This window comes from Acinetobacter sp. B51(2017) (assembly GCF_003711395.1).
Lineage (GTDB): Bacteria > Pseudomonadota > Gammaproteobacteria > Pseudomonadales > Moraxellaceae > Acinetobacter.
Map to the genome: position 1 here is coordinate 13,777 of NZ_PJRJ01000029.1, position 22,572 is coordinate 36,348.

A 22,572-nucleotide genomic window follows, 5' to 3' on the forward strand; every position below is an offset into this window, starting at 1 on the left:
AGATGTTAAAAGATTTCTCTCGCATTCAAGAGCAAAATTTAGATCAACAGATCTTTGATCATATTGAACATTTTCCTGAATGTGGTGGTATAGGCATTTTTGTAGGAACAGTACGTAATCATCATGAAGGTAGAGCGGTTAAAGCTTTGAAATACACAGCTTATCAACCCGTTGCTGAGAAAATGATTCGCCAAATCGAACAAGAGATCCAACAGCAATATGGTGTTGCGTATGTCCGTGTGGTCCACCGTATTGGTGCACTAGATATTGGAGGGGTTGCCATTATTGCCATGGCATACGCTGCCCATCGGCGAGAAGCTTTTCAAGCTTGTGAGGCGGCTGTCGAGAGAGTCAAGCATGAGGTTCCTGTATGGAAAGAGGAATTTTATGCAGATGGAAGTAGCCAATTTGTTGAGGGCTGTTGTATTCGTAAAGACCAAGATTCTATGCCAAATCGGGCAAAAGCAATAGACGTGCATCAGCATGCTCATGCATGTCAGCATTAAATAATAACCCAAAGCATTAAAAAGAATTTTTAGCGTATTTAGGACCAATACAATGAAAAATGTGGGCATGAAAGCAGAAAGTTATCGTACTGCCATTGCAACAGGAATTTTACATGCACCAGCACATTGTATCGAATTGCTGAGAACAGGAAATACAGAGAAAGGTGATGCGTTAAAGACAGCACGTATTGCCGGTATTTTAGCAGCGAAACGTACAGATGAATTAATTCCGCTGTGCCATCCATTACCCATTTATCGAGCAGATGTTGAATATGAACTGCATGAGCGACATGTAGAGATCATTGCAACGGTAGAAACCATTGGGCCGACAGGCGTAGAAATGGAAGCACTAACGGCAGTCAGCCTAGCGGGCTTAACCTTATACGATATGTTAAAGCCACACTGTGAGCCTGAAGATCTGTGCTTAGATCAATGCAAACTACAGAAGAAGAAAGGTGGAAAATCTCATTTTACACGTAGCTTAAAAGACAGTTTGCCTGCTGTTGTGTTGGTATTATCTGATACGGTTGCAGCCGGCAAGAAGCCTGATACCGCAGGGCAAAATGTTTTAGAGATCTTAGAGGAAGCGAATTTTAGCAATAATCACTATCAAGTCATTGCAGATGATCCTGAACAGTTATTGGCTTTAATCCATCAGTTTAAAAATCAATATCCTTTGATCTTGACTGTCGGTGGCACGGGCTTAGGCCCCAAAGATTTAACTGTAGAAACACTGCAGCCGCTCTTAGAGCGTGAAATTCCCGGCCTGATGGAGGCCTCTCGTAGTTTTGGACAACGCCGCACGCCTTACGCGGCCTTAAGTCGTGGTGTTGCAGGTTATATTGAAACCAGTTTGGTCATTACACTACCTGGTAGTCGACAAGGGGCAAAAGAATCATTGACGGCTATTTTACCTGCACTGGTACATTTGTTTGATGTACAGAAGAATATTCCGCATGCAGGAGGCTATCAATGAACCAAGGGGTCAAGCATGCGATGTGTGGGGCTGAACCCGGCTTAATCTCAGTGGATCAGGCTTTATCCTACATTCAACAACACAGCCCGCGATTAAAAACAGAATGTATTCCTTTAAAAGCTGCTTTAAATCGTTATTTAGCACAGGACCTATATTCACACATTCATCTGCCACTATTTGCACAGAGTGCTGTAGATGGTTATGCAATCTGTGCTGAAGCAGATCAATTGATAGCAGAAAATACAGATTTTGAAGTGGTTGGTGAGTGCCGTGCAGGTGAAGTGTCATCCATCTCACTCTTGCCCGGCCAGGCCATTCGCATTTTTACCGGCGCAGCAATTCCTGAAAATACGACCACTGTGGCACGCCAAGAAATTGTGCAGTTGCAGCATACGCCTCACCGGATTCAATTGACTCAAACGCTAAAGCTGCATGCTGATATTCGAGACATGGGGGAAGAGTTGGCAAAGGGTGAGCGTTTGGCACACACCGGGCAACATTTGAATGTGGGTGCTATTGCTGCACTGAGTATGGCAGGGGTAGACACGGTGTCTGTTTATACCCAGCCCAAGATTGTTGTGGTCATTACAGGTGATGAAGTTGCTCAAACCGTTGAGGACTTTGAGTCAGGCAAGATATTTGATGCCAATGGCCCTTTAATTCAGACCTGGTTTCAGCAACAGCATCTCCACGCAGACATCATGTATGTCTCTGATGGGGAGCAGGCAGTTTTTGAATTGTTTGATCGTTTAAAAGATCAATATGATTTAGTGATCACCACAGGTGGCGTCTCAGTGGGTGATTATGATTTTGTCCGCCCAGTTGCGTTAGCGCTTGGCTTTGAACAGATATTTTGGAAGGTGAAACAAAAACCTGGAAAGCCGATGCTGTTTGCAAAGTACACACGTCAAGACCATAGTCAATGTCTGCTGCTTGGCTTACCTGGTAATCCTGCTGCAGTGTACGTGGGTATGTATATCTATATATCTACACTCTTATACAGTTTGCAAGGACGACCGCAACCTTTGCCTTGGTTTAGTGCTGTATCGACTACAGCCCTGAAAAAGGATGCTCGTGATCGCTTTTTAAGAATGTCCGCATATTTTGAACATGGAGTATTAAAGCTGTCGAATTTATCTAAGCAGCAATCTCATATGCTTTCAAACTTAATGCAAGCAAATTGTTTGGTGCGTATTCCAGCAGATCAAACGATAGAAGCGGGGCAGATTTTACACGGCATATTGATACAACCTTAAGATGGATGCTGATATGTGGATCAAAAAGATAAGTTTCATCTTGTTGATGGGTGGGAGTGCAAATACGGTGTCTGCTGACACCATTAAAATCTATGCCGCAGCAAGTTTAACCAATGCTTTAGATGAGATTGTGCGACTCTATCAGGTCCAAAAACCCGAACATCGCATTGTACCTGTGATTGCTGCCTCCTCTGCTTTAGCGAGACAAATTGAAGCAGGTGCTTCGAGTGATCTTTTTTTCTCAGCAGATCTAGACTGGATGAACTATCTGGTGCATAAACAGAAAATTCATGCCAATCAAGTCCTTTCGGTTCTAAATAATCAACTGGTTGTCATCGCTCCTCAGCACCTTCAGGCAGATTTCAAAGCACACAAAGATTTTAAATTTTCTCAATCTTTTAAAGGTTATTTGTGCACAGGACACATGACATCCGTTCCTGTTGGTAAATATGCAAAGCAAAGTTTAACGCATTTCAATTGGTTCAATAGTTTACAGGGGCGAATTGTAGGCACAGATCATGTTCGCTCCGCATTGGCATTTGTAGAAAGAGGCGAATGCGAGCGAGGTATTGTCTATAAAACGGATGCTTTACTGAGTAAAAAAGTGAACATTATTGGCAGCTTTCCTACTCACTCACATCGCCCGATTGATTATCCTTTAGCATTGACCTTACAAGGGCAAAAAAATAAGGCAGCACTGAATTTTAAAAATTTTATTGTGCATGATGTCCAAGCCAAAAAAATTTTCAAAAAATATGGATTTCAAATAAAGGGGGAGACCTCTCGATATGTTAAGCCCTGAAGAGCTGAGTGCGATTTACCTCTCTGCAAAGGTGGCAAGTATTTCGACCTTATTATGTTTACCTTTTGCCGTTGCCTTGGCTTGGTTGCTGGCGCGTTATGAGTTTAAAGCTAAATTTATTGTTGAAGCCTTATTACAGATGCCCATGGTGTTACCCCCTGTGGTTTTAGGTTACGTATTACTGGTCACGTTTGGGCAACAAGGACTCGTGGGGCAATATTTAAGTCAATGGGGCATTTCATTGGTCTTTAATTGGAAAGGTGCTGTACTTGCAGCCATGCTGGTCTCTTTTCCGCTGATCGTTCAACCTATTCGCTTGTCTTTTCAAATGTTAAATCAGCAGCTTGAACAGATTGCAGCATCTTTAGGCTCAAGTCCAAGAAAAGTTTTTTTAAGCATCAGTTTACCTTTAGCACTACCCGGTATTTTGATGGGGAGTATTTTAGGGTTTAGTCGTAGTCTGGGCGAGTTTGGTGCAACGATTACCTTTGTTGGAAATATTCCGAGCGAGACGCAAACCATTCCGATTGCGATTTATGCATTATTACAACAGCCCAATGGTGATGCTTTGGCTATGCGCTTGGTGGCTTTATCGTTGCTATTGGCTTTTAGTGCATTAATTGCCAACTACTTCATTTTGCAAAAATACCAAAAGCGATTGGGAGGACAAAATGCTTAATTGTCACTTTCAATATCAACAGCAGGATTTTCTATTAAGTGTACAGCTTGAAATGCAGCATCAAGTGCTGGGCATTGTGGGGCCGTCGGGCTGTGGAAAAAGTACATTTTTGAAAAATATTGTTGGCTTATGCAATCCATCACACGGCTCTATCCAACTTAATCAACAAATAATTTTTGATTCTAAACAATCTTTTTCCTTGCCTACGTATCAGAGAAATATTGCGCTGATTTTTCAGCAAGCATTACTGTTTCCACATCTTAATGTCATGCAAAATCTTAAATATGCGCAAAGGTGGTCTGGGAAAAAACACAACAGCATAGAATGGGATCAAGTTGTACAACTTTTAGAATTACCAGCATTACTTAAGCGAAAAGCACATCAGCTCTCAGGTGGTGAAGCACAGCGTGTATCTATTGGGCGTGCCTTATTATCGTCTCCTCAATTGTTGCTCCTAGATGAACCCCTTACCGGTTTAGACCAGCGTTTAAGGCAGCAAATTCTAGTTTTCTTAAAAAATGTCAAAGATGAAACAGGTTTGCCCATGATTTATGTAACACACCATATTGAAGAGCTACAGTACCTTCAAGCGGACATTATAAAAATTGACCAAGGCAAAATTCATAATATTTAACACGAGAGAACAATGGACTTTTTCCCGATTTCTTTAAAACTACAGCAACAAACATGTCTCATTATTGGTGGTGGGAAAGTTGCGTATCGCAAAGCACAGTTACTGATTCAAGCCGGTGCCTGCGTGACAGTGATCGCACCTGATATTGATGCTGAATTGAATAAACTCTTACAAGTCAACCACGGACGCTATATTGCGACCACATTTAATGAAGCCATTGAGCAAGGATTAAATTTAACCACGTATAGATGGGTGATTACAGCGACCAATGATACTCATATCAATCAACATGTTTATCACTGCTGTGAAGCATTAAATATTTTGGTGAATACAGTAGATGAGACCCAACATTGCCGTTTCATGGTACCTGCAATTGTTGATCGTTCTCCACTCATGATTTCTATTGCAACAAATGGTACTTCTCCTGTACTTGCTAGACAACTACGTACTCAGCTAGAAAGCACCATTCCACAATCGCTTGGGAAACTTGCCGATTTTTCAGGAAAATGGCGTAAAACAGTTAAAGAAAAAATCACTCAACCTGAGCAGCGTCGTATTTTTTGGGAAAATTTATATGAGAGTTCTTTTAAGGACAATGTACTAAATGACCATCTAGATCTTGCAGAACAACATCTGAGAAATGCCCTAAATGAATGGCAGATACCCAAAGGTGAGGTCTATTTGGTGGGTGCTGGACCTGGGGATCCTGAGTTATTGACCTTAAAAGCATTACGTTTAATGCAACAAGCTGATGTCATTGTTTATGATCGTTTAGTCTCAGACCCTATCCTCAATTTATGTCGCCGTGATGCCCAAAAGGTTTATGTCGGTAAGGCACGTTCACATCATGTTGTCCCTCAAGAAAGTATTAATACCCTGTTGGTTAAATATGCTCAACAAGGCAAGAGAGTATGTCGTTTAAAAGGCGGCGATCCATTTATTTTTGGTCGTGGCGGGGAAGAAATACAAGAATTATGTGAAGCAGGAATTAAATTTCAAGTTGTTCCTGGAATTACAGCTGCTTCTGGTTGCTCAGCTTATGCTGGAATTCCATTAACACATCGTGATTATGCACAAAGTGTTCGCTTCTTAACAGGTCATCTGAAGGAGGGGTCTCCTGAGTTGCCATGGCAAGAACTTGTATATGAAAACCAAACATTGGTGCTGTATATGGGTTTAGTGGGCTTAGAAATGATTTGTAAAAAACTTATTGCACATGGTCAACGACCAGATATGCCAGTCGCACTTATTTCTAAAGGAACGACACCAGAACAGAAAGTAGTTGTAGGTACATTATCAGGAATTAGCCAGCAAGTTTCACTACATGAGATTCAAGCACCAACTTTAACCATCATTGGCGAAGTGGTTAAGTTAAGAGAACAATTGAATTGGCAACAATTGGGTGGTTCATCATGAAGTATGAGATTGCTCACATGCTATTTAAGCTTTAAATGGCTTAAAAGATAAGTGAGCAGATGATACACCTAAGTAGATCCATGAGGCCTCTAAAGTGTGTGACTTATAGTAAGTAAATTTACCTCAAGATTGAACATGGTTTAAATCAAGGGGCTTGATCAAATGATATTAATCCTATATAAACTACCGATCGGTAGTTAGTTGAATTTAAGTTATGAAAAATTCTGTAGGGTTAAAGCTCACGATTTCCCTCGCTATTATTGTTGCATTAGGTCCGGCAGCAATTGATATGTATTTAGCGTCTATGCCGAATATGGCTCAGGATCTCAACACCTCTTATGCTTCTACACAAATTACGTTAACCGTATTTTTGATTTTTATGGGGGTCGGGCAACTGTTTTTTGGCCCCTTCTCTGATGCAATTGGACGTAAAATTCCGCTATTACTCGGTCTTGTGACTTATATTGTTGCATCTATTTGGGCTGCTTGTGCTTTAAACCTAGAAAGCCTTATTTTTGCACGAGCCCTTCAAGGTATTGGTGCATCAATGGCCATTGTAGTTGTTATGAGCATGGTTCGAGATATCACCGAAGGGGCTGTAGCTGCACAATTGTACGCCTTATTAAATACTATTGTTGCATTGGGCCCTATTGTAGCACCTGCTATAGGTGGCGTAATTGGAGCACACTACGGGTGGCGTGGCGTGATGGTTGCTTAGGTCTTCTGGGGATAATGGTTTTTGTTAATACCTTAGTTACATTGAAAGAAAGCTTAGCAGTCAAAGATCGTATTACCCTCGACTTTAGATCCATTATCCAAAATTATTGGAGTATTGTTAAAAATAAGACGTTTAGTTTTAATTTGCTTGCTTTGTCAGCGGTTTATTTTTTCTTATTTTCTTATATTGGTGGATCGTCTTTTGTTTATCAAACCGAATATGGTCTAAGTAGTGAACAATTTGGTTTAGTGTTTGGTTTAACCAGTATTAGTCTCATATTAGGTGCGTCATCCTCTGCTTATTTTGTAAAAAAAATGGATATTACACGTTTAGCAATGATCGGGGCCCTAGTCATGATGATAGGCAGCATTACATGTATCACGATGTATATGTTGAATATGGGTTTAATTGGTATTGTATCTGGAATTGCATTAGGGTTATTTGGACTTGGGGTATTAGAAGCGACGCTCATGGCCATTGCAATGGATTCACAGCAAACAGCTCTAGGCTCCTGTGCAGCTTTATTAGGCGCCATCCCGATGCTTCTTTCTTCAGTCGCAACGCCTATTGCAGGTCAACTTGTTGAAGTTGATACCCTATATTGGTTAGTCTTACTGAGTGCAATTGGTCCACTCATTTTATTTTTAGTTTTTATGAGTGCTCGTGGTGCGTCTGTAAAAGCATTTACTCATTAAACTTTTCCTTAGGATTTTCCCCTCGTGAATAAAGTACGCTCTCAATCTAAACAACGTATTATTGATGTCGCTTTTGAGCATTTTGTATTAAGTGGCTACGAGGGGGCCTCTTTAAGTACAATTGCCGAGACTGTCGGAATTCGAAAAGCATCAATTTATACACATTTTAAAAGTAAAGATGCTCTATTCTCTGAACTTTTACAGGACTCACTTGAGATTGAGTGTGAACATATCAGCAAATGTTTTCATATATTTTCAGATGGAAAATTACCTGGTGAAACTTATTTTTATGAAGTTAAGCCACGTTATGAAAGCGCTATTACTTATCAATTTTTGACCCGTATGGCATATGTTCCACCTAGCCATTTAATTGAACAAGTCACCTCTGTGTATGAGCTTTACATTGCAAAAATCATTCAGTTATATCAGGAAGATTTCTGCAAAATTATGCCTAACTCTGAAGACCTAGAGATGTATACAGATGCTTATTTAGGCATATTAGATAGTTTAAGTGTAGAACTTTTATATGATGGTCGTATGTATGAGAGACGTCTGCAGGCCATGCTGCATTTATACAGACAAAGTATTCAAAAAATTATGGAATGTGATTAAGGAATATTTTATTCGAACAAAAATGGGGTATAGGAAGTGCCTCTATTAGAATGCGTTCAACGTATTTATGTATTTTTTTAATCTTATTTAACTCCTTTGCCTTTGAGAAAAAAGCACGGCGTATCTAAGTTGAAAAAACAAGTAAATTAGTTGAAGTATGGTTAAAGCGATGGTGATATGGATGCCAAGCTATTCGTGCCTAGAGCAGTAAATTTAGCACAAAATGCAGACATATCTTGGATGATTGGGATTTTATTTGAGCAGCAGACAGGCCAGATCAAACTACTTATAGTGCCAGATGTGGGATGATGTTCGTGCCCATTATCTGCAAACCTTTGGGGGGTTCGTAAATAATATCTATCTTACCTTACTATGCAGATAGCTTAAAATATTCTGTATATATCTGGGTGTTTAGCTATCTATTATATATATAACTGCTTTCTTAATTGACAGCTGACTTTATCAGGCACATTTCACTAACTTAGGGGGAGGGAACAATCTGCCAATGGAGTAGGCAATGTTAAAACAATATATGAACAGTATTACTTCCGTTGTAATACGCGGAACCTTTAATGAAGTCTACATTACTTGGTAATACGTCGAAGATTGCAACATTGGTAGCTGCACTATTACCTGTATTTTTAAAGGTTAAAGTATATTCAATTTCTTTGCCCACTTGTGTCACACTGACATTGGCTGCTTTAGTCAGTTGTACTACAGCACCTGAAGTAATTTGGGTAGTATCAATATTTGATTTTGAAACCTCAGTATATAGTGTGGTAGATGCTGCTGTTACACTGAGCTTTAATTTGTCTAACTGACCTTCTAGTGCTGTACTTGGTGTTACAGCGACAACTACTAAGCCTACTGATTCGCCGGCACTAAGTTCAATAAGACTAGAGGGAGTCAAGGCAATTTGATTATCAGCAAGACCATCTTTATTACGATCTAAATAGACTGAGAACTTACCACCTGCACTGAAATCGAACGTTGATCCTGCTTCATCGAAGTCCTCAATATTTACTGCGAACTTATCAGTACCATTACCTGTGTTCGTTAGCACGTGTGAGAATGTGACTTGGCCATTTGGTGTTGCGATCTGCTTCAAGTGTGAAACTACCGATTTGTGCAACTAGAGTTTTTACTTCGTTGGACGTTACGACACGCTCATTCCCTGTGTTATCTGTGTAAGTAGCAGTTGCAACGTTACTGATGTTGGTCCCTGCAAGTGGCACTATAGCTATAGCTTGAGGTGCTATAACGGATAAGCCACCCAATAAAGTTAAAGACGTCGCAATTTTGCCAAGAGTAAAATGTTTATTCATGTAGTGCTCGATATGAAGGTCAAAATTGACCAATTTAAAAAATTATTCAGAAGTGTTAACGCGAACTTGAGCTGAAACCGAAATTTTTTGTTTAGGTTTTAACTCAGTGATATGCCATTGAAGGGCACGATATTCATTTAGAGGAATGTTTACTTGCTTGCCATTTTGTAAGCGCGTAAGTGGGGTAGGTGCAAAATTTTTCCCATCTAATGATGCATGGGCACCCGTAGGCAAACTTTGACCTAAATAACTTACGGACTGGGGAAGTGGTAAATTAAGTTTCAAGTTCTTTAAACTTTTTTGTGAAATGTTTTCATAGCTCACTTGATATTCCAGAACTTGTTTTGGCTTAACTTGCTCATCAGCTTTAAGCAACTTTTTTTTGTTGCTTTTGATCAACATGGAAAACTTGCATTTTGGCAGTTAATGGACCTTCATTGGCGTATGTAACTGAAAGACCAGAAGTAAGACAGATGAAGGCAACTAGACTACGCATTTGTTTGTAGTTTTGTGACATAGTTTTAATCTTTTGTAAGAGAGGAGCGCATTTCTACACGAAAAAATTACTAAATAAAATAAAAAATTATAAAAAAGAGGTTTTTTTGTAAACTTAGTGTTGATTTATCAGCTTATTTATTTGTTTTTAAAATTAGATGAACATACTATTATAATTTTTTTAAAATCATGTTTTTATTGGTATTTTATTTACAATTATATATTTATATCTAGATTTTCTTAATTTTTTATTATTAATCCTGCCTAAATAATCGAAGAAAAGAATAAGTCATTTAAATTAAGAGATCTTTATTTTTAAACAGAAAGTAAACAAAAAATTACATTATATATTTTTTGGTTTCTTAACGAAAATTGAGTATTTAACATGTCTGAATCCATATTGTTTAACAAAAATTTCGTTGATGACTAACATTAATTAAGCCTTCCTATTTAAGGTGAGCCACCGTTCAAAATACCGAATGTGGCGTCGTATTTTCCTTACATTTCCCCAAAATCAATCACAGAAGCTAAGCATATGTTGATCGTGTGCAACTTCAACATGATCAGGTAGTCGATTGTGCATCAGCCACCTATCCATGTCATGACTTAAGTGGGTTAGCCATGTCTGTCTAGGCTGTAAATATGAAGCTAAATCTAAGACTTGAGCTAAGTTATTATGATTTCTACCTTTGACTTCGGGCGGATGAGAGCAATCAATCACTAAAGCATCTAATGGAGATTGGCTTAAAAAGTTTAAGGTGTTTTTAGGTAAACCCACTGTATCGGTTAAATAGGCAATCTTGTGCCCGACTTGATTTTCAATCAAATAACCAAAAGTTAATTTTGAATGGATTAATGGCACAGGGGTGAATTGAAGATCACCCAAGATGAGCGATTTAAATGGCTCAAGATAAATAAATTCAAGTAAACCCGAATTTTTATACAGATCCGCACAGCCATCAGGATCAGGTGGGCAGTAGACCTGAATTTTTGAACCTTTGCCCCAACGTAGGTGAAATAAACCTTGGACATGATCAGGATGAAAATGCGTTAACACAATGCCGGATAAAGAGTTCGGTGCAAAACGCTGACATAAATCTGTGAGTCCAGCATCAAGTAAAATGCGACTTTGTTGGCTTTCAAGCAAAGCTGAGCAATTTCTACGTTGATAAAATGGGTCGTGTGTACCACGTTGACACGCAGCACAGTCGCAGCCATAAACAGGCACACCTGCTGCATCGCCTGTGCCTAAAAAGCTAAACTTCATTGAGGCTCTCTATACATATGCTGATGTAGAAAATCCACCAAACCATGGCCGGCGTCACTTAAACTGGTATTATTATGCAAAACAAAAACGTGAGAATCCAAAGATTTAAGCTGTTGATTACGGGCCAAGCGTTGCTCAATCTGTGTGATTGATTCACGGCCACGGGCCTGTAAACGTTGCGCTAAAATGTCATGATCAACATCAATTAAAATCGGCATTAAGTTACTATAACGTGCTTGAGCTTGCTCTAGATGTGCCCGAGAACCATTGATGAGCACATGATGACCTTGCGAAAGCCAAGTATCAATTTCAATACCGATCCCATAATGTAATTGGTGACTTTGCCACGTTAGCGCAAATAAACCTGAACGTTGTCGAGTGAGAAACTCTGTTTCTGTTAAAGCAATATGATTTTCATTCAGGTCAATTGGTCGCGTGATATAACGATGTGCAAAAACTAAATTTTCATCTGCAGCAAAATGTTGTTTGGCCCACTGGATCAGGGCATCTTTGCCTGATCCAGAAGGTCCCATGAGGTAAAAGACATGGGGCTTATGCATAGTTAAATCCAGCTTGATAGACTAATTGACCCTCAGAGAATACGTATTGGGTTTGTAGAACATCTTGTATTTGGGCCACACACACTAAATCAGCTCGTTTGCCGACCGCAATTTCACCACGATCAAACAGTCCTGCTGCTTGTGCTGGGTTATAGCTGACGAGATTGACTGCTTGCGATAGGCTGATATCAGTCAGCTGGGGTAAACGAAACGCTGCACTTAACATGGTCGCTGGGTGATAATCTGAGCATAAGCAATCTGCAACGTTGGCTTTAACGGCATCGAGTGCACGCATAGAGCCTGATTGGCTTTGACCACGCAAGATGTTAGGGGCACCAAAAATCGTGCGCATGCCTTTGGCTTTGGCTGCTTGTGCTGCGCTTAAATTAATTGGAAACTCAGAAACTTTCACCCCAAAGCCATGCAGTAAGTCAATTTTTTCAGGACAGTCATCGTCGTGTGAGGCAATTTGAATATTGTGTGCTTTAGCCTTGGCAATTAAGGTTTCAATACGGCTTAAAGTGAGCTCAGATTGCGCGATTTTATTGGCAATTAAGGCATCAAGTTCAGCTTCAGTTTTTTTATAAGTTCTTGATAAATATTCTTTAAAAGCATTAACATCTTTAAACTGACCTTGGCCAGGTGAATGATCCATAATCGACACTAAATCAATAGCATCTTTGTCGATGAGTGCAAGCAATACATCAAGTGCTGTGGGATCTGTTACTTCATAACGACAGTGAATTCGGTTATCCACTAAGGCATTTTCATTCCACTCGCGCATGGTCTGTACAATATTTCTTGCCACTTCATTATTACGTACGCCAAATTCATCATTGGCAAATGAAATGGCATGAAAAACCGTGGTGATCCCGTTGCTGGCATTGCGTTTATCTGCTTGGGCGCATGCAAATCTGAGTGGAAAATGCACTTTTGGTCTGGGTTCCACTTCTTTTTCTAATGCATCACAGTGTAAATCAATAAGACCTGGAATTAAGGTTTGACCTTTGAGATTAATGTGTTGTACGTGATCTGCAACAATGCTTGGATTAATGGCTTGAATCACACCATCTTCAACTAAAATTGCGCCGTGTTCAAGGACGTGGTCTTTTAATACTAAGCGTGCATTATGTAAGTAGTAAGCGGTATTCATGCGATTTGTTTTTCCTTGGAAAGGGTGGTGTGAGCAGGCGGTGGACTCAGTTCTACAATATGATCAGCAAGTTGTTGGGTGATGTTTGGGTCATGGAAAATGGCCAACATGGCTGTGCCGTATTGTTTTAGGTTTTGGATGAGTCCCATTACTTTTTCTGCTGTTTTGGGATCTAGACTTGCCGTAGGCTCATCAAGCAGTAGTAAGCGTGGTTGTGAAATCAAGCCACGAGCCAAATTGACGCGTTGGCGCTCGCCCCCAGAAAAGGTAGCAGGAGAGATATGCCACAAGCGTTCAGGCAGATTCATCGCATGGAGTAGTTCTTTAGCTTTCTCTTGAGCCAATTCAGCACGTATGCCTTGTTGCAACAAGGGTGTCGCAACCACATCGAGGGTCGCTTGTCGTGGTAAGCAATGCAAGAATTGTGTGACAAAACCAATTTCGTGACGGCGCAGCGCTAGAATTTGATGTTCATCACTACATGCTAAATCAAGACACCCATCTTGTGCACTGTGGTACAAAATATGCCCTGCAGTCGGCAAGTAGGTTCGGTAAATCCCTTTCAAAATTGAAGATTTACCCGCACCTGTTGGACCAATCAATGCAGTTAGTTGTCCTGCATAGACTTGAAAGCTGACTTCATGTGATGAAGGAATAACTTTATTTTGTTCGTGTAAATGAAATGATTTACTGTAATTTTTCACATCAAGAATAAGAGAGGTCATGTAAATCTTCCTTATAGCGCAGAAGCGACAAGACGTTGGGTATAGGCATGCTGCGGATCTTCTAAAATTTGATCCGTTAAACCTGTTTCAATGATGCGTCCATATTTCATGACCAAAGTGCGTCCTGCCAATAAGCGAATCACGCCCAAATCATGAGTCACCACAATCATCGCGGTATTTAATTCCTGTTGAATTTCCATAATTAAATCTAAGATGCGTGCTTGTACTGACAAATCGAGCCCGGTAGTGACTTCATCTAAAAATAACAATGGTGGTTGGGTGGCTAGCGCTTTAGCAATCTGTACACGTTGTTGCATACCGCCCGAAAAATTACGCGGTAATTCATCTACACGTGAGAGTAAGACTTCAGTACGGGCTAAAAGTGTTTTGACACGTTTGCGAATTTCGCCATAGTGCATCAGATCACTCATCAATAAGCGTTCTGCAATATTGCCACCGGCACTGATATTAAAATTCAAACCCAAATGTGGATTTTGATAGACCATGCCAAAACGATGGTTTTTTAGCCAGCGTTGTTGTGCAGAGTTCAGCTCAAATAAAGGATGGGCTTGATTGGCATCATAAAAGGTGGCTTGGCCGGATTCAGGGATTTGATCGAAATACAAATTTTTGACAATAGTCGATTTGCCACTGCCTGATTCGCCCATAATGCCTAAAATTTCACCCTCATACAGGTCAAAAGAGACATCATGGATCGCAACCACACTGCCACAATGTGGACAGACGTTGGTTTCAGCCTCAGGACCGGTGGAAGCAATACATAAGGGACAACCTGTACCATAGGTTTTACTCAGATTACGGACAGAGAGTACTTTTTTCATTATGAATTTCCTGCTTCAGAACGACGTGCGAGTTGTTGCTCACACCAATCACTGTCTGAACATTGATAAATTTTTTGACCTGTCTCTTGGGTAAATTCGTCTAAGAATGAATTCTGACAACCGCAGCGGACGCAGGCACGGCGCTGGCCTGAGGCATCATCAAAGTTCTCAACACGAAAGGGTTGATCTTCAAAAGCTAAGGGTTCGGCTTGTGTAAAAGGCGGTACTGCATAGATTTTCTTTTCACGACCCGCACCAAATAAAATTAATGCTTTTGATTGGTGCAGTTTAGGTACATCCCAACGTGGAATCGGGGAGGGATCAATCACATAATGTTGATTAATCTTGGTCGGATAACGATGTGAAATGGTAATTTCATTAAATTGCACGATATCTTCATACAATTTCACCAACAAACGAGAATAATTCGCTTCACCATGCATCATTTTACGTTTATCTTCTGAGGGTTCCACAATCACTAAAGGATCAGGATACGGCACTTGTAGAACTAAGATTTGTTCTTCTGTTAAAGGCTGTTCAGGAATACGATGGCGTGATTGAATTAATGTTGCATCTTGGGTACGTGTGGTGGTATCAATCCCTGGACAGGTCATTTCAATAAATTGACGCAAGTTCACAGCATTCACAGAATCATCAGACCCTTGGTCAATCACTTTAACCTGTTCTTGTTGACCAATTAATGCAAGGCTGAGTTGTAAGCCACCGGTACCAAAGCCACGACCCATCGGCATTTCACGTGATGCATAGGGTACTTGATAGCCGGGAATACAAATGGCTTTTAAGGTGACACGGCGAATTTCTTTTTTGGCATATTCATCTAAAAAACCAAAGTTATAAGCGGTTTTTACACAAGGATTGAGCTGAGCATTCATGTGCATGCCTCTTGTTGTTGTGCGGTACGTAAACGATCAAGATCAGATTGGAAAGTGACGTAGTGTGGCATCTTGTAGTGTGAGGCAAAGCCCATTGAATCTACGCCATCAATGTGCAATAACACAAACTCAGCATCTTCTGATGGGTTACTTGGCCCATCTTTTTGGCCTTTTTGCAAAGCACGATCTAAAATCGCCATGGATATTGCTTTGACTTCGTTATGACCTAAACATGCACCATAGCCTAAGGTAAACACAGGTTTGGCATCGTCTTGGGCTTCATACATGGCAATCACTTCACACTCTGTGACCAATACTTCACCCGCTTCAATTAATTCACCAGTCACTGCATGTGGCAACATAATCGGTACATATCCGACACGCAGCTCAGCCACAGTGGGGTGGACGTCGCCATAACCACGCATATTGGAATAAGCAAGCGCTAACAATGAACCTGTTTCAGCACGTGCCATGGTGGCTAAAGTTGCCGAACGTGACACCGGGAAAATTAAAGGTTCCCGGGTAATATCAAAAGCTTGTGCTGTACGATCAGTTTCTAGTGCTGGTAATAAACCTTCTGCACGCAAGGCGCTAATCACTTTAGGAAAGCTGATGGGAGTAGCCGCAGCAGGATTGGATTGTCTCAGCCATTCTTTGGCATAGTGTTGAAACGTTGCATCGGATTCATTGATGAGTTCCATACGCAATAAGCGCAGAGCATAATCAGGGGTTGGCCCAAGCATTTGTCCACCTGGGATATCTTTAAATGCCGCTGAAATACGACGAATCACGCGCATCTTGCTGGTATTAAGTGCAGGAGTTGAACATAAACGTGGACGGGTTGAGCGCCATGCACGTAAGCTAAATGCAGCTTCTAAGGTGTCACCTAAACTTTGTTTAATCGACAATGCTGCAAGTTCAGGGTGGTAAACCCCACCTTCTGAAATTACACGATCAACTAAGTGACGCAGCTGAAATTGAATAGTTTGAAGATCTAAAGCTTGCGTATTTGGCTGGTGTAAGGCTTGCTCAGTTCTTAGAAATTCAGTCACAGCTGCAGCGCCTGCAATGGCTTGACCACCGCCTTTAATCGGAACATAACTCATCTTAGTTCTCCTTGGTCTGCACTTGAATATGCGTGGTACGTGGAAGTGCCACAATTGCATTTGGGCTGACTAAAATCATGTCTACACCCAATGGGAAATGTTGGTTCCATTGGGCACGTTGCTCAAGCCATTGTTGGCTTAAACCCTTGACTTCAAGCATCGTTGTCGTCGCAATTCCAGGACCTTTGAGATGTAGGCTTACAGCATCACTTTGGGAATAAAAGCCATCTACTATTAGGATTAGCGTTGCACCGTGTTCAGGTGACGCTAAACTGCCCAAATTCGGATGAAGCCCAGTCCATTGCTTGCCGTCAGCCACAATAAATTGTGCCTCCTCGACCTCAACGTTTTGTGCTTGTAATAGTGACCAATGTGTAGGTTTTAATTGACCTGTGATATCTGCTAAACGTGATTCACCATCAAGTAAAGTGGCTAATACCGCATTTAAAGCATGATGATCAGTAATCAAAGCATTCAGTTTTTTCACTTGACCTGGATAAGAAAATGCATCGAGCAGTTCACGATACACCTGCTGCTGAACGGGGGCTTGCCAAATGGGTTCGAGGTGCATGATTAAGGCTCCACTGCATCAAGTGTGGCAAAATCCACACGGGTCTTAGCCAATATCTGATTACGTTGTTGATCAATCTGGCTACGCTTGACTTGACCTTGCTCTAAAAATTGAGCAGCCTGTTGCCAGTTGGGCAGTTGATGCGCCAAAATGCCATCTAATATTGCTAAGGCTTTGGCAAGCTCCGCATCGTCAGCCATGACTTGTGCATGACCTATGCCACAGACATCAGCTCCATAATGCAGCTCAACCTGACATGACGATAACGGGAATTCACCTAGATAGAATTGATCATGAAAAGCACTTTCTTGTAGGGTGACTAAACCTAAGCCTGCTTGAGGCAACTGTAGTAAAGAGACAGTTGCATCACGTGTCAGTGTTTCAGAAAGTTGTATTAAGTCTTGTGTTGGATGTGCTGTTAGTGCACGAATCCAATCTTTTTGAGGAATATTTATCATGTTAATTTTTTTCTGAGCCAAGCTGAAAGATAATCAATGATTAAAATGGTAAGTAAGATAATTAAAATCAGTGCTGCGGCTTGGTCATAGTTAAACAGACGTAAGGTGTCGTGCAGTGCAAGTCCAATACCGCCTGCACCGACCAAGCCTAAAACTGCGGCCATACGTACATTACGGTCGAAGATGTACAACACATAACCAAGCGCTTCACGTAAAATGCTTGGCCAGCCGGCATACATCACCATTTGTGGAAAGTTTGCACCGGTTGCAGCAACGCCTTCACATACGCCTTTGTCAATTTGTTCTAAGCTTTCAGCAAAGAATTTACCCAAGAAACCAGCGGTATGAATGCCTAATGCAAGTGCACCTGCTAAAGGCCCTAGGCCAATGGCTGCCACGAAGATTAATGCCAACAATAAGTCAGGTAAGGCACGGGTAAAGTTTAAGAATTCACGGCTGATGTAATATAAAGTTGGGTGAGGGGTAAAATTACGCGCAGCAAACGGTGCAATCATAAACCCAATCACAAACGCAATCGCTGTGCCCCATAAGGCGGTAGCCAGTGTGACCCCAAGTAGTTCTAGATATCTAGACAACTCAGAAAAATCAGGTTGCCCATAACGGCTGAAATATTCAGCCATATCTGAGACACCGTAGGCGAGGGTTTCAAAGGAGATTTCTAAATCCCAAATAACCCACCATAAGGTGATGAAAGCCAATGCCACCCATACAGGGAATGGATTTCTAGGTTTAGCTGGTAATTTGATTTGAATTTGACTGTAACTCATTGCTTAGCCCCATGAATAATACGGTTGCGTAAGTAGTCAGATAGACGATCGAGTAAGGTCACAATCAGATAAATCGACAAGGCAATTAAAATCAAACGATCGTATTGGAATAAGCGCATTGACATTACCATGTCATAACCAATACCACCTGCGCCAACAATACCTAAGATGGTGGCTGCACGAACGTTATGATCAAGTACATACATCATGGTGCCGGCCAAGTTTGGAAAAGCTTGGGGAAACATGGCAAATAAACGTACTTGCATCCAACTTGCGCCGTGGGCTTCAACACCTTCAACTGCTTTAGCATCAATCGTTTCAATTGCTTCAGCAAAAAACTTACCCATAAAACCCACAGTCACAAAGGCCAAAGCCATGACGCCAGGCAAAGGGCCTAAGCCAACTGCAGAAACAAAGACTAAGGCCCAGACCAACTCAGGCAATGAACGCATCAGGCTTAACGCATCACGCGTGATGCGATACACCACTGGATGGCAAGTGGCATTTCGTGCTGCCAAAAAACCTAAGGGCAAGCTAATCACGATTGCAATTGCGGTGGCCAAGAACGACATTTGTAAAGTTTCTAATAACTTCACGCCTAAGGTCGGTAAATAATCAAAACTTGGCCAAACCATGAAATTGACGATAAATTCAGAAAAATTACCTACAGATTGACGAAGACGCTCAAGCTCAATTTCAACCAATGGGGCGGTTAAAATCAGGCTCAAAAGTGCAATCACCAAAAGGGCAACTAAGCCAAAAGGCGGTAGACCGCTACGCGTTGGCCAACGCAGCATGAAAACTTTCATACTCGGCCCCCTCTTTGTGGTAAATCTTTTGTAGGGCAATGTTATCTAACTGCTCAGGTGAACCATCAAATACAATTTGGCCTGAGTTCATCCCAATAATACGGTCAGCAAAACGTCGTGCTAAATCCACTTGATGCAAATTGACGACGACAGTAATTTGATCGCGCGAGCAGATCTCACGCAATAACTGCATAATTTCTTCACTGGAAATCGGGTCTAAGCTGGCTACAGGTTCATCAGCCAAAATAATTTGAGGCTGCTGTGCAAGTGCGCGTGCAATCCCAACACGTTGTTGCTGACCGCCTGAGAGCTTATCGGCCCGATTCCATGCTTTATCGACTAAACCCACACGTGATAGGGCATTTTTTGCAATGTCCATATCGCTGGGTTTAAATAAATAAAACATGCTACTGATCCAAGAGCGGTGCGCCAAACGTCCAGTCAATACGTTGGTCACTATCGATAAACGTTCAACCAAATTAAATTGTTGAAACACCATCGCCACATGGTGACGGATTTGACGAACATTTTTTTGATCAATGATTTGCTCGCCAACAGCGACGGTGCCTGAACTTGGCGTTTCCAAACCATTCATCAGGCGCAAGAGTGTGGATTTACCCGCACCACTTGGGCCTAAAATCACGGTAAAGCTACCGGCTTGAATCTCAGTATTAATCCCTTTTAAAGCTTCAAAGCCATTGGGATAACGCTTAACTGCTTGTTGAATGGAAATTGAAGACATCTTATTTTCTCTATTCCTAGACACGCATCAGCGGCCCATTTATTTCATCATTTGTTGTTTTTGTAAGCCTAAATCTTTCACCATGTTACGAATCATTTGATAGTCTTTTGGTGCGACAGGAGCGTAATGACTTAAATCACCATAGCCAGCTACTTTGATTTCTTTATGTGCATTTAAAATTGCGCTGCGAATTTTAGCTTTTGTCGCTGCATCTAGATCTTTACGGTATGCTAGTGGTGAACCTGGTAATGGTGCTGATTCGGCAATAACACAGTTGGTTTTTTTGCTAATCATGCCTGATGCCAACATTTTGTTATAAGTAATGTCACTGTCTGCGGCAACATCAACAATTTTGTTTTTAACTGCAAGTTGCGCAGCATCATGTGAGCCTGCATAGGTAAACTTACTAAAGTATTGCGTTGGCATTTGGCCAGTGGCTTTTTTAATCATATACGTTGGCATCAAACCGCCTGAGGTTGAAGCGGGATCAACAAAAGCAACACGCTTACCTTTCATATCTTTAATTGATTTGATGCCTGAATTACATTGCGTAACAAAGACAGTTTTATAGGTATGTGATTTACTGCCTTTGCGTACACCTACAGCAAAGGCTTCAGCACCTGCTTCTTGTTCAGCTAAGTAGTAAGATAATGGGCCAAACCAAGCAATATCCACGCGTTTACGTTTCATTGCTTCAATCACACCCGCATAATCAGTTGCTGTAAAGACTTTTACACGTTTGCCCAATTTTTTCTCAAGTTGAGCACGCATCGGTTCAAATTGTTGGATCATGTCCTCATTGTTTTCAGCAGGAATTAAACCCATCACAATATCGCGTGCCATCGTTTGGGTGCTGGTTGCCAGCATTGATAATGCGAGTGCACTTGCAGCAAGGGCAGATTTCAAATACATTTAGATCACTCTCGTAAGGTAAATTGATCGGTGGAACGTTCAAAGATTGATGCGCAATTGAATTCGGTCTGCACAAAACCGTGTTAAAGCGTATTCAAGTGGGGTACCATCCCGCTCGTTTACGTTAATGCTTTTGACCCGTAAAATCGGTTGGGACTTAGGCATGCTCAATAGTGCAGCATCGTCACCTTGCGGGAGTACTGCACTGACTAAGCTTTCTATGCGTTTTAATGGCCATCCATAATGTTGTTGAATAAAGCCGTGTAACGATCCAGTTTGATACAGCTCAAGAAAATCAGGAAAATGACACTGTGGAAAATAATGTGAGCTCACACAAATGGGTTGTTGATCTGCCAAACGTAAGGTTTCAATACAAATCACAGGATCACGGGGCTTTAAGGCTAAATGTTGCGCAACCCCAGTTTCGGCAGGCATCACCACTTTGCGTCGAACCTGCATAGAAGTTGTTTTACCTAAATTTTTCAATGTTTGTGTAAAACGGGTTTTGGCTGCGACGGTATAGTCAATAGGCTGAGTTAATACAAATGTTCCTTTACCATGGCGACGTTCAACGACACCCTCTTGAATCAATGCTTCGATAGCATGGCGAATGGTATGGCGATTCACCTGAAAGCGTTCAGCTAATTCAAATTCGGATGCTAAACAATCCCCCGGTTGATAGTGCTGGCTAATATCTTGACGCAGCACGTTAGCAATTTGGCTATAAATTTTTTCTGTACTGTTGCGTTTTAATAAAGTCATTGTCATCTAGACATCTATACATGTGCGTTGTTTAAATTAAGCGCTTTATGTGACATTTAAATTAAGTTTATATTTAATTTTGATGAATTATTATGCTTCTTCTGGTGCACTAACTTGACATACTCCCACCACTTTCACGATGTTCAAGTAGAGTATTCTAAAAGCAAAAGCTCTTAGGCGACTTCCTCACAGATTTCGCTTGCTTTCTGCTTCGCAGGCCGACCTTTACTGCATCTTCCCTCCACAGACAAAACGTTACGTCCTACCGCTAAAATATTAGGAGAAGCATTCATATCTGCATTCTCGCTAAAGCCACACTCAACATAGCTAAAGTTTGCCTGAGTAAGCCTGTTTTCTTTTGCAATATGACCACATGAACTACAAGTCTGACTTGTATTCAGACTTTGAACAAAGCCTGTCACCATGCGTAAAGAAAGGTGAAAAAGAGAGTTGATCATTAAGCAGCATTGAATGGCTGCATCAGAATAGGTGTGATTTCGTCCTTGTTTAACGATAGACGGAGCATACCATTGGGTGGCTGAATCAAACCAAATACATATATTTCCTCGATTGATCAAGGCTTTATTGTAGGTAGACCAATACGTTGTACGATAGATTTTAGGAGTAGGTTTATTCACGTGATAATTATATTGCTTGATCCTAGCCAAAATAATGGACAGCACGTCCCTCTAAAGATAACGTAACTTTAATCTTTGGAGATTCAAGAAATGGCTAAACGTTTTAGTCCTGAATTTAAACAGCAAGCGATTGATTATGCACTTTCAAACTCCCACGAACCTATAGCTGCAATCGCCCAGAAATTAGGTGTGGGTTATTCAACTTTAGACAAATGGATTCGTGAAGCCAATC

The 22,572-nt window shown here is 41.1% G+C and carries 25 protein-coding genes and 3 pseudogenes; 10 read left to right on the top strand and 18 right to left on the bottom strand.

Annotated features, from left to right (window positions below):
- Positions 1-2 precede the first annotated feature (2 nt).
- The 9 genes and pseudogenes from CYK47_RS12290 to CYK47_RS12335 all read left to right on the top strand — a co-directional run bounded on the left by CYK47_RS12290 (position 3) and on the right by CYK47_RS12335 (position 8,294).
- Complete coding sequence (locus CYK47_RS12290) at positions 3-506, top strand: molybdenum cofactor biosynthesis protein MoaE (protein WP_122902143.1); 504 nt, start codon at positions 3-5, stop codon at positions 504-506.
- A gap of 52 nt (positions 507-558) precedes the next feature.
- Positions 559-1,482, top strand: coding sequence for a bifunctional molybdenum cofactor biosynthesis protein MoaC/MoaB (gene moaCB, locus CYK47_RS12295; protein WP_122902144.1), 924 nt, complete (start codon positions 559-561; stop codon positions 1,480-1,482).
- Complete coding sequence (locus CYK47_RS12300) at positions 1,479-2,738, top strand: molybdopterin molybdotransferase MoeA (protein WP_122902145.1); 1,260 nt, start codon at positions 1,479-1,481, stop codon at positions 2,736-2,738. The genes moaCB and CYK47_RS12300 overlap by 4 nt, the downstream gene beginning before the upstream one ends.
- Positions 2,739-2,751: 13 nt before the next feature.
- Positions 2,752-3,540 carry a molybdate ABC transporter substrate-binding protein gene (gene modA, locus CYK47_RS12305; RefSeq protein WP_122902167.1) on the top strand — a complete coding sequence of 263 codons (789 nt, stop codon included), beginning with the start codon at positions 2,752-2,754 and terminating at the stop codon, positions 3,538-3,540.
- Positions 3,527-4,219 (top strand): molybdate ABC transporter permease subunit, encoded by a 693-nt coding sequence (gene modB / locus CYK47_RS12310; RefSeq protein ID WP_122902146.1) that lies wholly within the window; start codon positions 3,527-3,529, stop codon positions 4,217-4,219. Before modA ends, modB begins: the two co-directional genes overlap by 14 nt.
- Positions 4,212-4,853 (top strand): ATP-binding cassette domain-containing protein, encoded by a 642-nt coding sequence (locus tag CYK47_RS12315; protein ID WP_122902147.1) that lies wholly within the window; start codon positions 4,212-4,214, stop codon positions 4,851-4,853. The genes modB and CYK47_RS12315 overlap by 8 nt, the downstream gene beginning before the upstream one ends.
- A 12-nt stretch (positions 4,854-4,865) precedes the next feature.
- Complete coding sequence (gene cysG / locus CYK47_RS12320) at positions 4,866-6,269, top strand: siroheme synthase CysG (protein WP_122902148.1); 1,404 nt, start codon at positions 4,866-4,868, stop codon at positions 6,267-6,269.
- A gap of 304 nt (positions 6,270-6,573) precedes the next feature.
- A pseudogene (locus CYK47_RS15825) lies at positions 6,574-7,682 on the top strand (Bcr/CflA family efflux MFS transporter).
- Positions 7,683-7,706: 24 nt separating this feature from the next.
- Complete coding sequence (locus CYK47_RS12335; protein ID WP_122902151.1) at positions 7,707-8,294, top strand: TetR/AcrR family transcriptional regulator; 588 nt, start codon at positions 7,707-7,709, stop codon at positions 8,292-8,294.
- A gap of 520 nt (positions 8,295-8,814) precedes the next feature.
- Here the strand turns inward: CYK47_RS12335 and CYK47_RS12340 are convergent.
- The 18 genes and pseudogenes from CYK47_RS12340 to CYK47_RS15905 form a co-directional block, all read right to left on the bottom strand.
- On the bottom strand, positions 8,815-9,402 hold the full coding sequence (locus CYK47_RS12340) for a DUF11 domain-containing protein (RefSeq protein WP_164709193.1): 588 nt from the start codon (positions 9,400-9,402) through the stop codon (positions 8,815-8,817).
- A 259-nt stretch (positions 9,403-9,661) separates the two neighbouring features.
- Positions 9,662-10,021 (bottom strand): hypothetical protein, encoded by a 360-nt coding sequence (locus tag CYK47_RS12345; RefSeq protein WP_252150281.1) that lies wholly within the window; start codon positions 10,019-10,021, stop codon positions 9,662-9,664.
- A 607-nt stretch (positions 10,022-10,628) separates the two neighbouring features.
- Complete coding sequence (phnP, locus tag CYK47_RS12350; protein ID WP_122902153.1) at positions 10,629-11,381, bottom strand: phosphonate metabolism protein PhnP; 753 nt, start codon at positions 11,379-11,381, stop codon at positions 10,629-10,631.
- A complete protein-coding gene (gene phnN / locus CYK47_RS12355; RefSeq protein ID WP_122902154.1) occupies positions 11,378-11,941 on the bottom strand; it encodes a phosphonate metabolism protein/1,5-bisphosphokinase (PRPP-forming) PhnN in 564 nt (187 codons plus the stop codon). Before phnN ends, phnP begins: the two co-directional genes overlap by 4 nt.
- Complete coding sequence (locus CYK47_RS12360; protein ID WP_122902155.1) at positions 11,934-13,094, bottom strand: alpha-D-ribose 1-methylphosphonate 5-triphosphate diphosphatase; 1,161 nt, start codon at positions 13,092-13,094, stop codon at positions 11,934-11,936. The genes phnN and CYK47_RS12360 overlap by 8 nt, the downstream gene beginning before the upstream one ends.
- Positions 13,091-13,819 carry a phosphonate C-P lyase system protein PhnL gene (gene phnL, locus CYK47_RS12365; RefSeq protein ID WP_122902156.1) on the bottom strand — a complete coding sequence of 243 codons (729 nt, stop codon included), beginning with the start codon at positions 13,817-13,819 and terminating at the stop codon, positions 13,091-13,093. The genes CYK47_RS12360 and phnL overlap by 4 nt, the downstream gene beginning before the upstream one ends.
- Before the next feature lie 11 nt (positions 13,820-13,830).
- Positions 13,831-14,661: an ATP-binding cassette domain-containing protein gene (locus tag CYK47_RS12370; RefSeq protein WP_122902157.1), complete on the bottom strand. Its 831-nt coding sequence runs from the start codon at positions 14,659-14,661 to the stop codon at positions 13,831-13,833.
- On the bottom strand, positions 14,661-15,554 hold the full coding sequence (locus CYK47_RS12375; protein WP_213072430.1) for an alpha-D-ribose 1-methylphosphonate 5-phosphate C-P-lyase PhnJ: 894 nt from the start codon (positions 15,552-15,554) through the stop codon (positions 14,661-14,663). Before CYK47_RS12375 ends, CYK47_RS12370 begins: the two co-directional genes overlap by 1 nt.
- Positions 15,551-16,660: a carbon-phosphorus lyase complex subunit PhnI gene (locus CYK47_RS12380; RefSeq protein ID WP_122902159.1), complete on the bottom strand. Its 1,110-nt coding sequence runs from the start codon at positions 16,658-16,660 to the stop codon at positions 15,551-15,553. Before CYK47_RS12380 ends, CYK47_RS12375 begins: the two co-directional genes overlap by 4 nt.
- A 1-nt stretch (position 16,661) precedes the next feature.
- A complete protein-coding gene (gene phnH / locus CYK47_RS12385; RefSeq protein WP_122902160.1) occupies positions 16,662-17,231 on the bottom strand; it encodes a phosphonate C-P lyase system protein PhnH in 570 nt (189 codons plus the stop codon).
- Positions 17,232-17,233: 2 nt separating this feature from the next.
- Positions 17,234-17,689 carry a phosphonate C-P lyase system protein PhnG gene (gene phnG, locus CYK47_RS12390; protein WP_122902161.1) on the bottom strand — a complete coding sequence of 152 codons (456 nt, stop codon included), beginning with the start codon at positions 17,687-17,689 and terminating at the stop codon, positions 17,234-17,236.
- Positions 17,686-18,477 (bottom strand): phosphonate ABC transporter, permease protein PhnE, encoded by a 792-nt coding sequence (gene phnE / locus CYK47_RS12395; RefSeq protein ID WP_122902162.1) that lies wholly within the window; start codon positions 18,475-18,477, stop codon positions 17,686-17,688. Before phnE (CYK47_RS12395) ends, phnG begins: the two co-directional genes overlap by 4 nt.
- Entirely contained in the window at positions 18,474-19,286 is an 813-nt protein-coding gene (gene phnE / locus CYK47_RS12400; protein WP_122902163.1) for a phosphonate ABC transporter, permease protein PhnE, read from the bottom strand. Before phnE (CYK47_RS12400) ends, phnE (CYK47_RS12395) begins: the two co-directional genes overlap by 4 nt.
- Positions 19,252-20,028, bottom strand: a complete 777-nt coding sequence (gene phnC / locus CYK47_RS12405; protein ID WP_122902164.1) for a phosphonate ABC transporter ATP-binding protein — start codon at positions 20,026-20,028, stop codon at positions 19,252-19,254. The genes phnE (CYK47_RS12400) and phnC overlap by 35 nt, the downstream gene beginning before the upstream one ends.
- Positions 20,029-20,067: 39 nt before the next feature.
- Positions 20,068-20,940: a phosphonate ABC transporter substrate-binding protein gene (phnD, locus tag CYK47_RS12410; protein ID WP_122902165.1), complete on the bottom strand. Its 873-nt coding sequence runs from the start codon at positions 20,938-20,940 to the stop codon at positions 20,068-20,070.
- A gap of 39 nt (positions 20,941-20,979) precedes the next feature.
- The gene (gene phnF / locus CYK47_RS12415) at positions 20,980-21,708 is read right to left on the bottom strand and encodes a phosphonate metabolism transcriptional regulator PhnF (protein WP_122902166.1); all 729 of its coding nucleotides are present in this window, start codon (positions 21,706-21,708) and stop codon (positions 20,980-20,982) included.
- A 167-nt stretch (positions 21,709-21,875) separates the two neighbouring features.
- Positions 21,876-22,097, bottom strand: a pseudogene (locus tag CYK47_RS15900) (zinc ribbon domain-containing protein); the annotation flags it as partial.
- A gap of 3 nt (positions 22,098-22,100) precedes the next feature.
- Positions 22,101-22,340 (bottom strand): annotated as a pseudogene (locus CYK47_RS15905) (transposase); the annotation flags it as partial.
- Positions 22,341-22,430: 90 nt separating this feature from the next.
- On the opposite strand from CYK47_RS15905, the gene CYK47_RS12425 reads away from it, so the two are divergent.
- The coding region (locus CYK47_RS12425; RefSeq protein WP_016165541.1) for a transposase at positions 22,431-22,572 on the top strand (142 nt) is incomplete at its 3' end.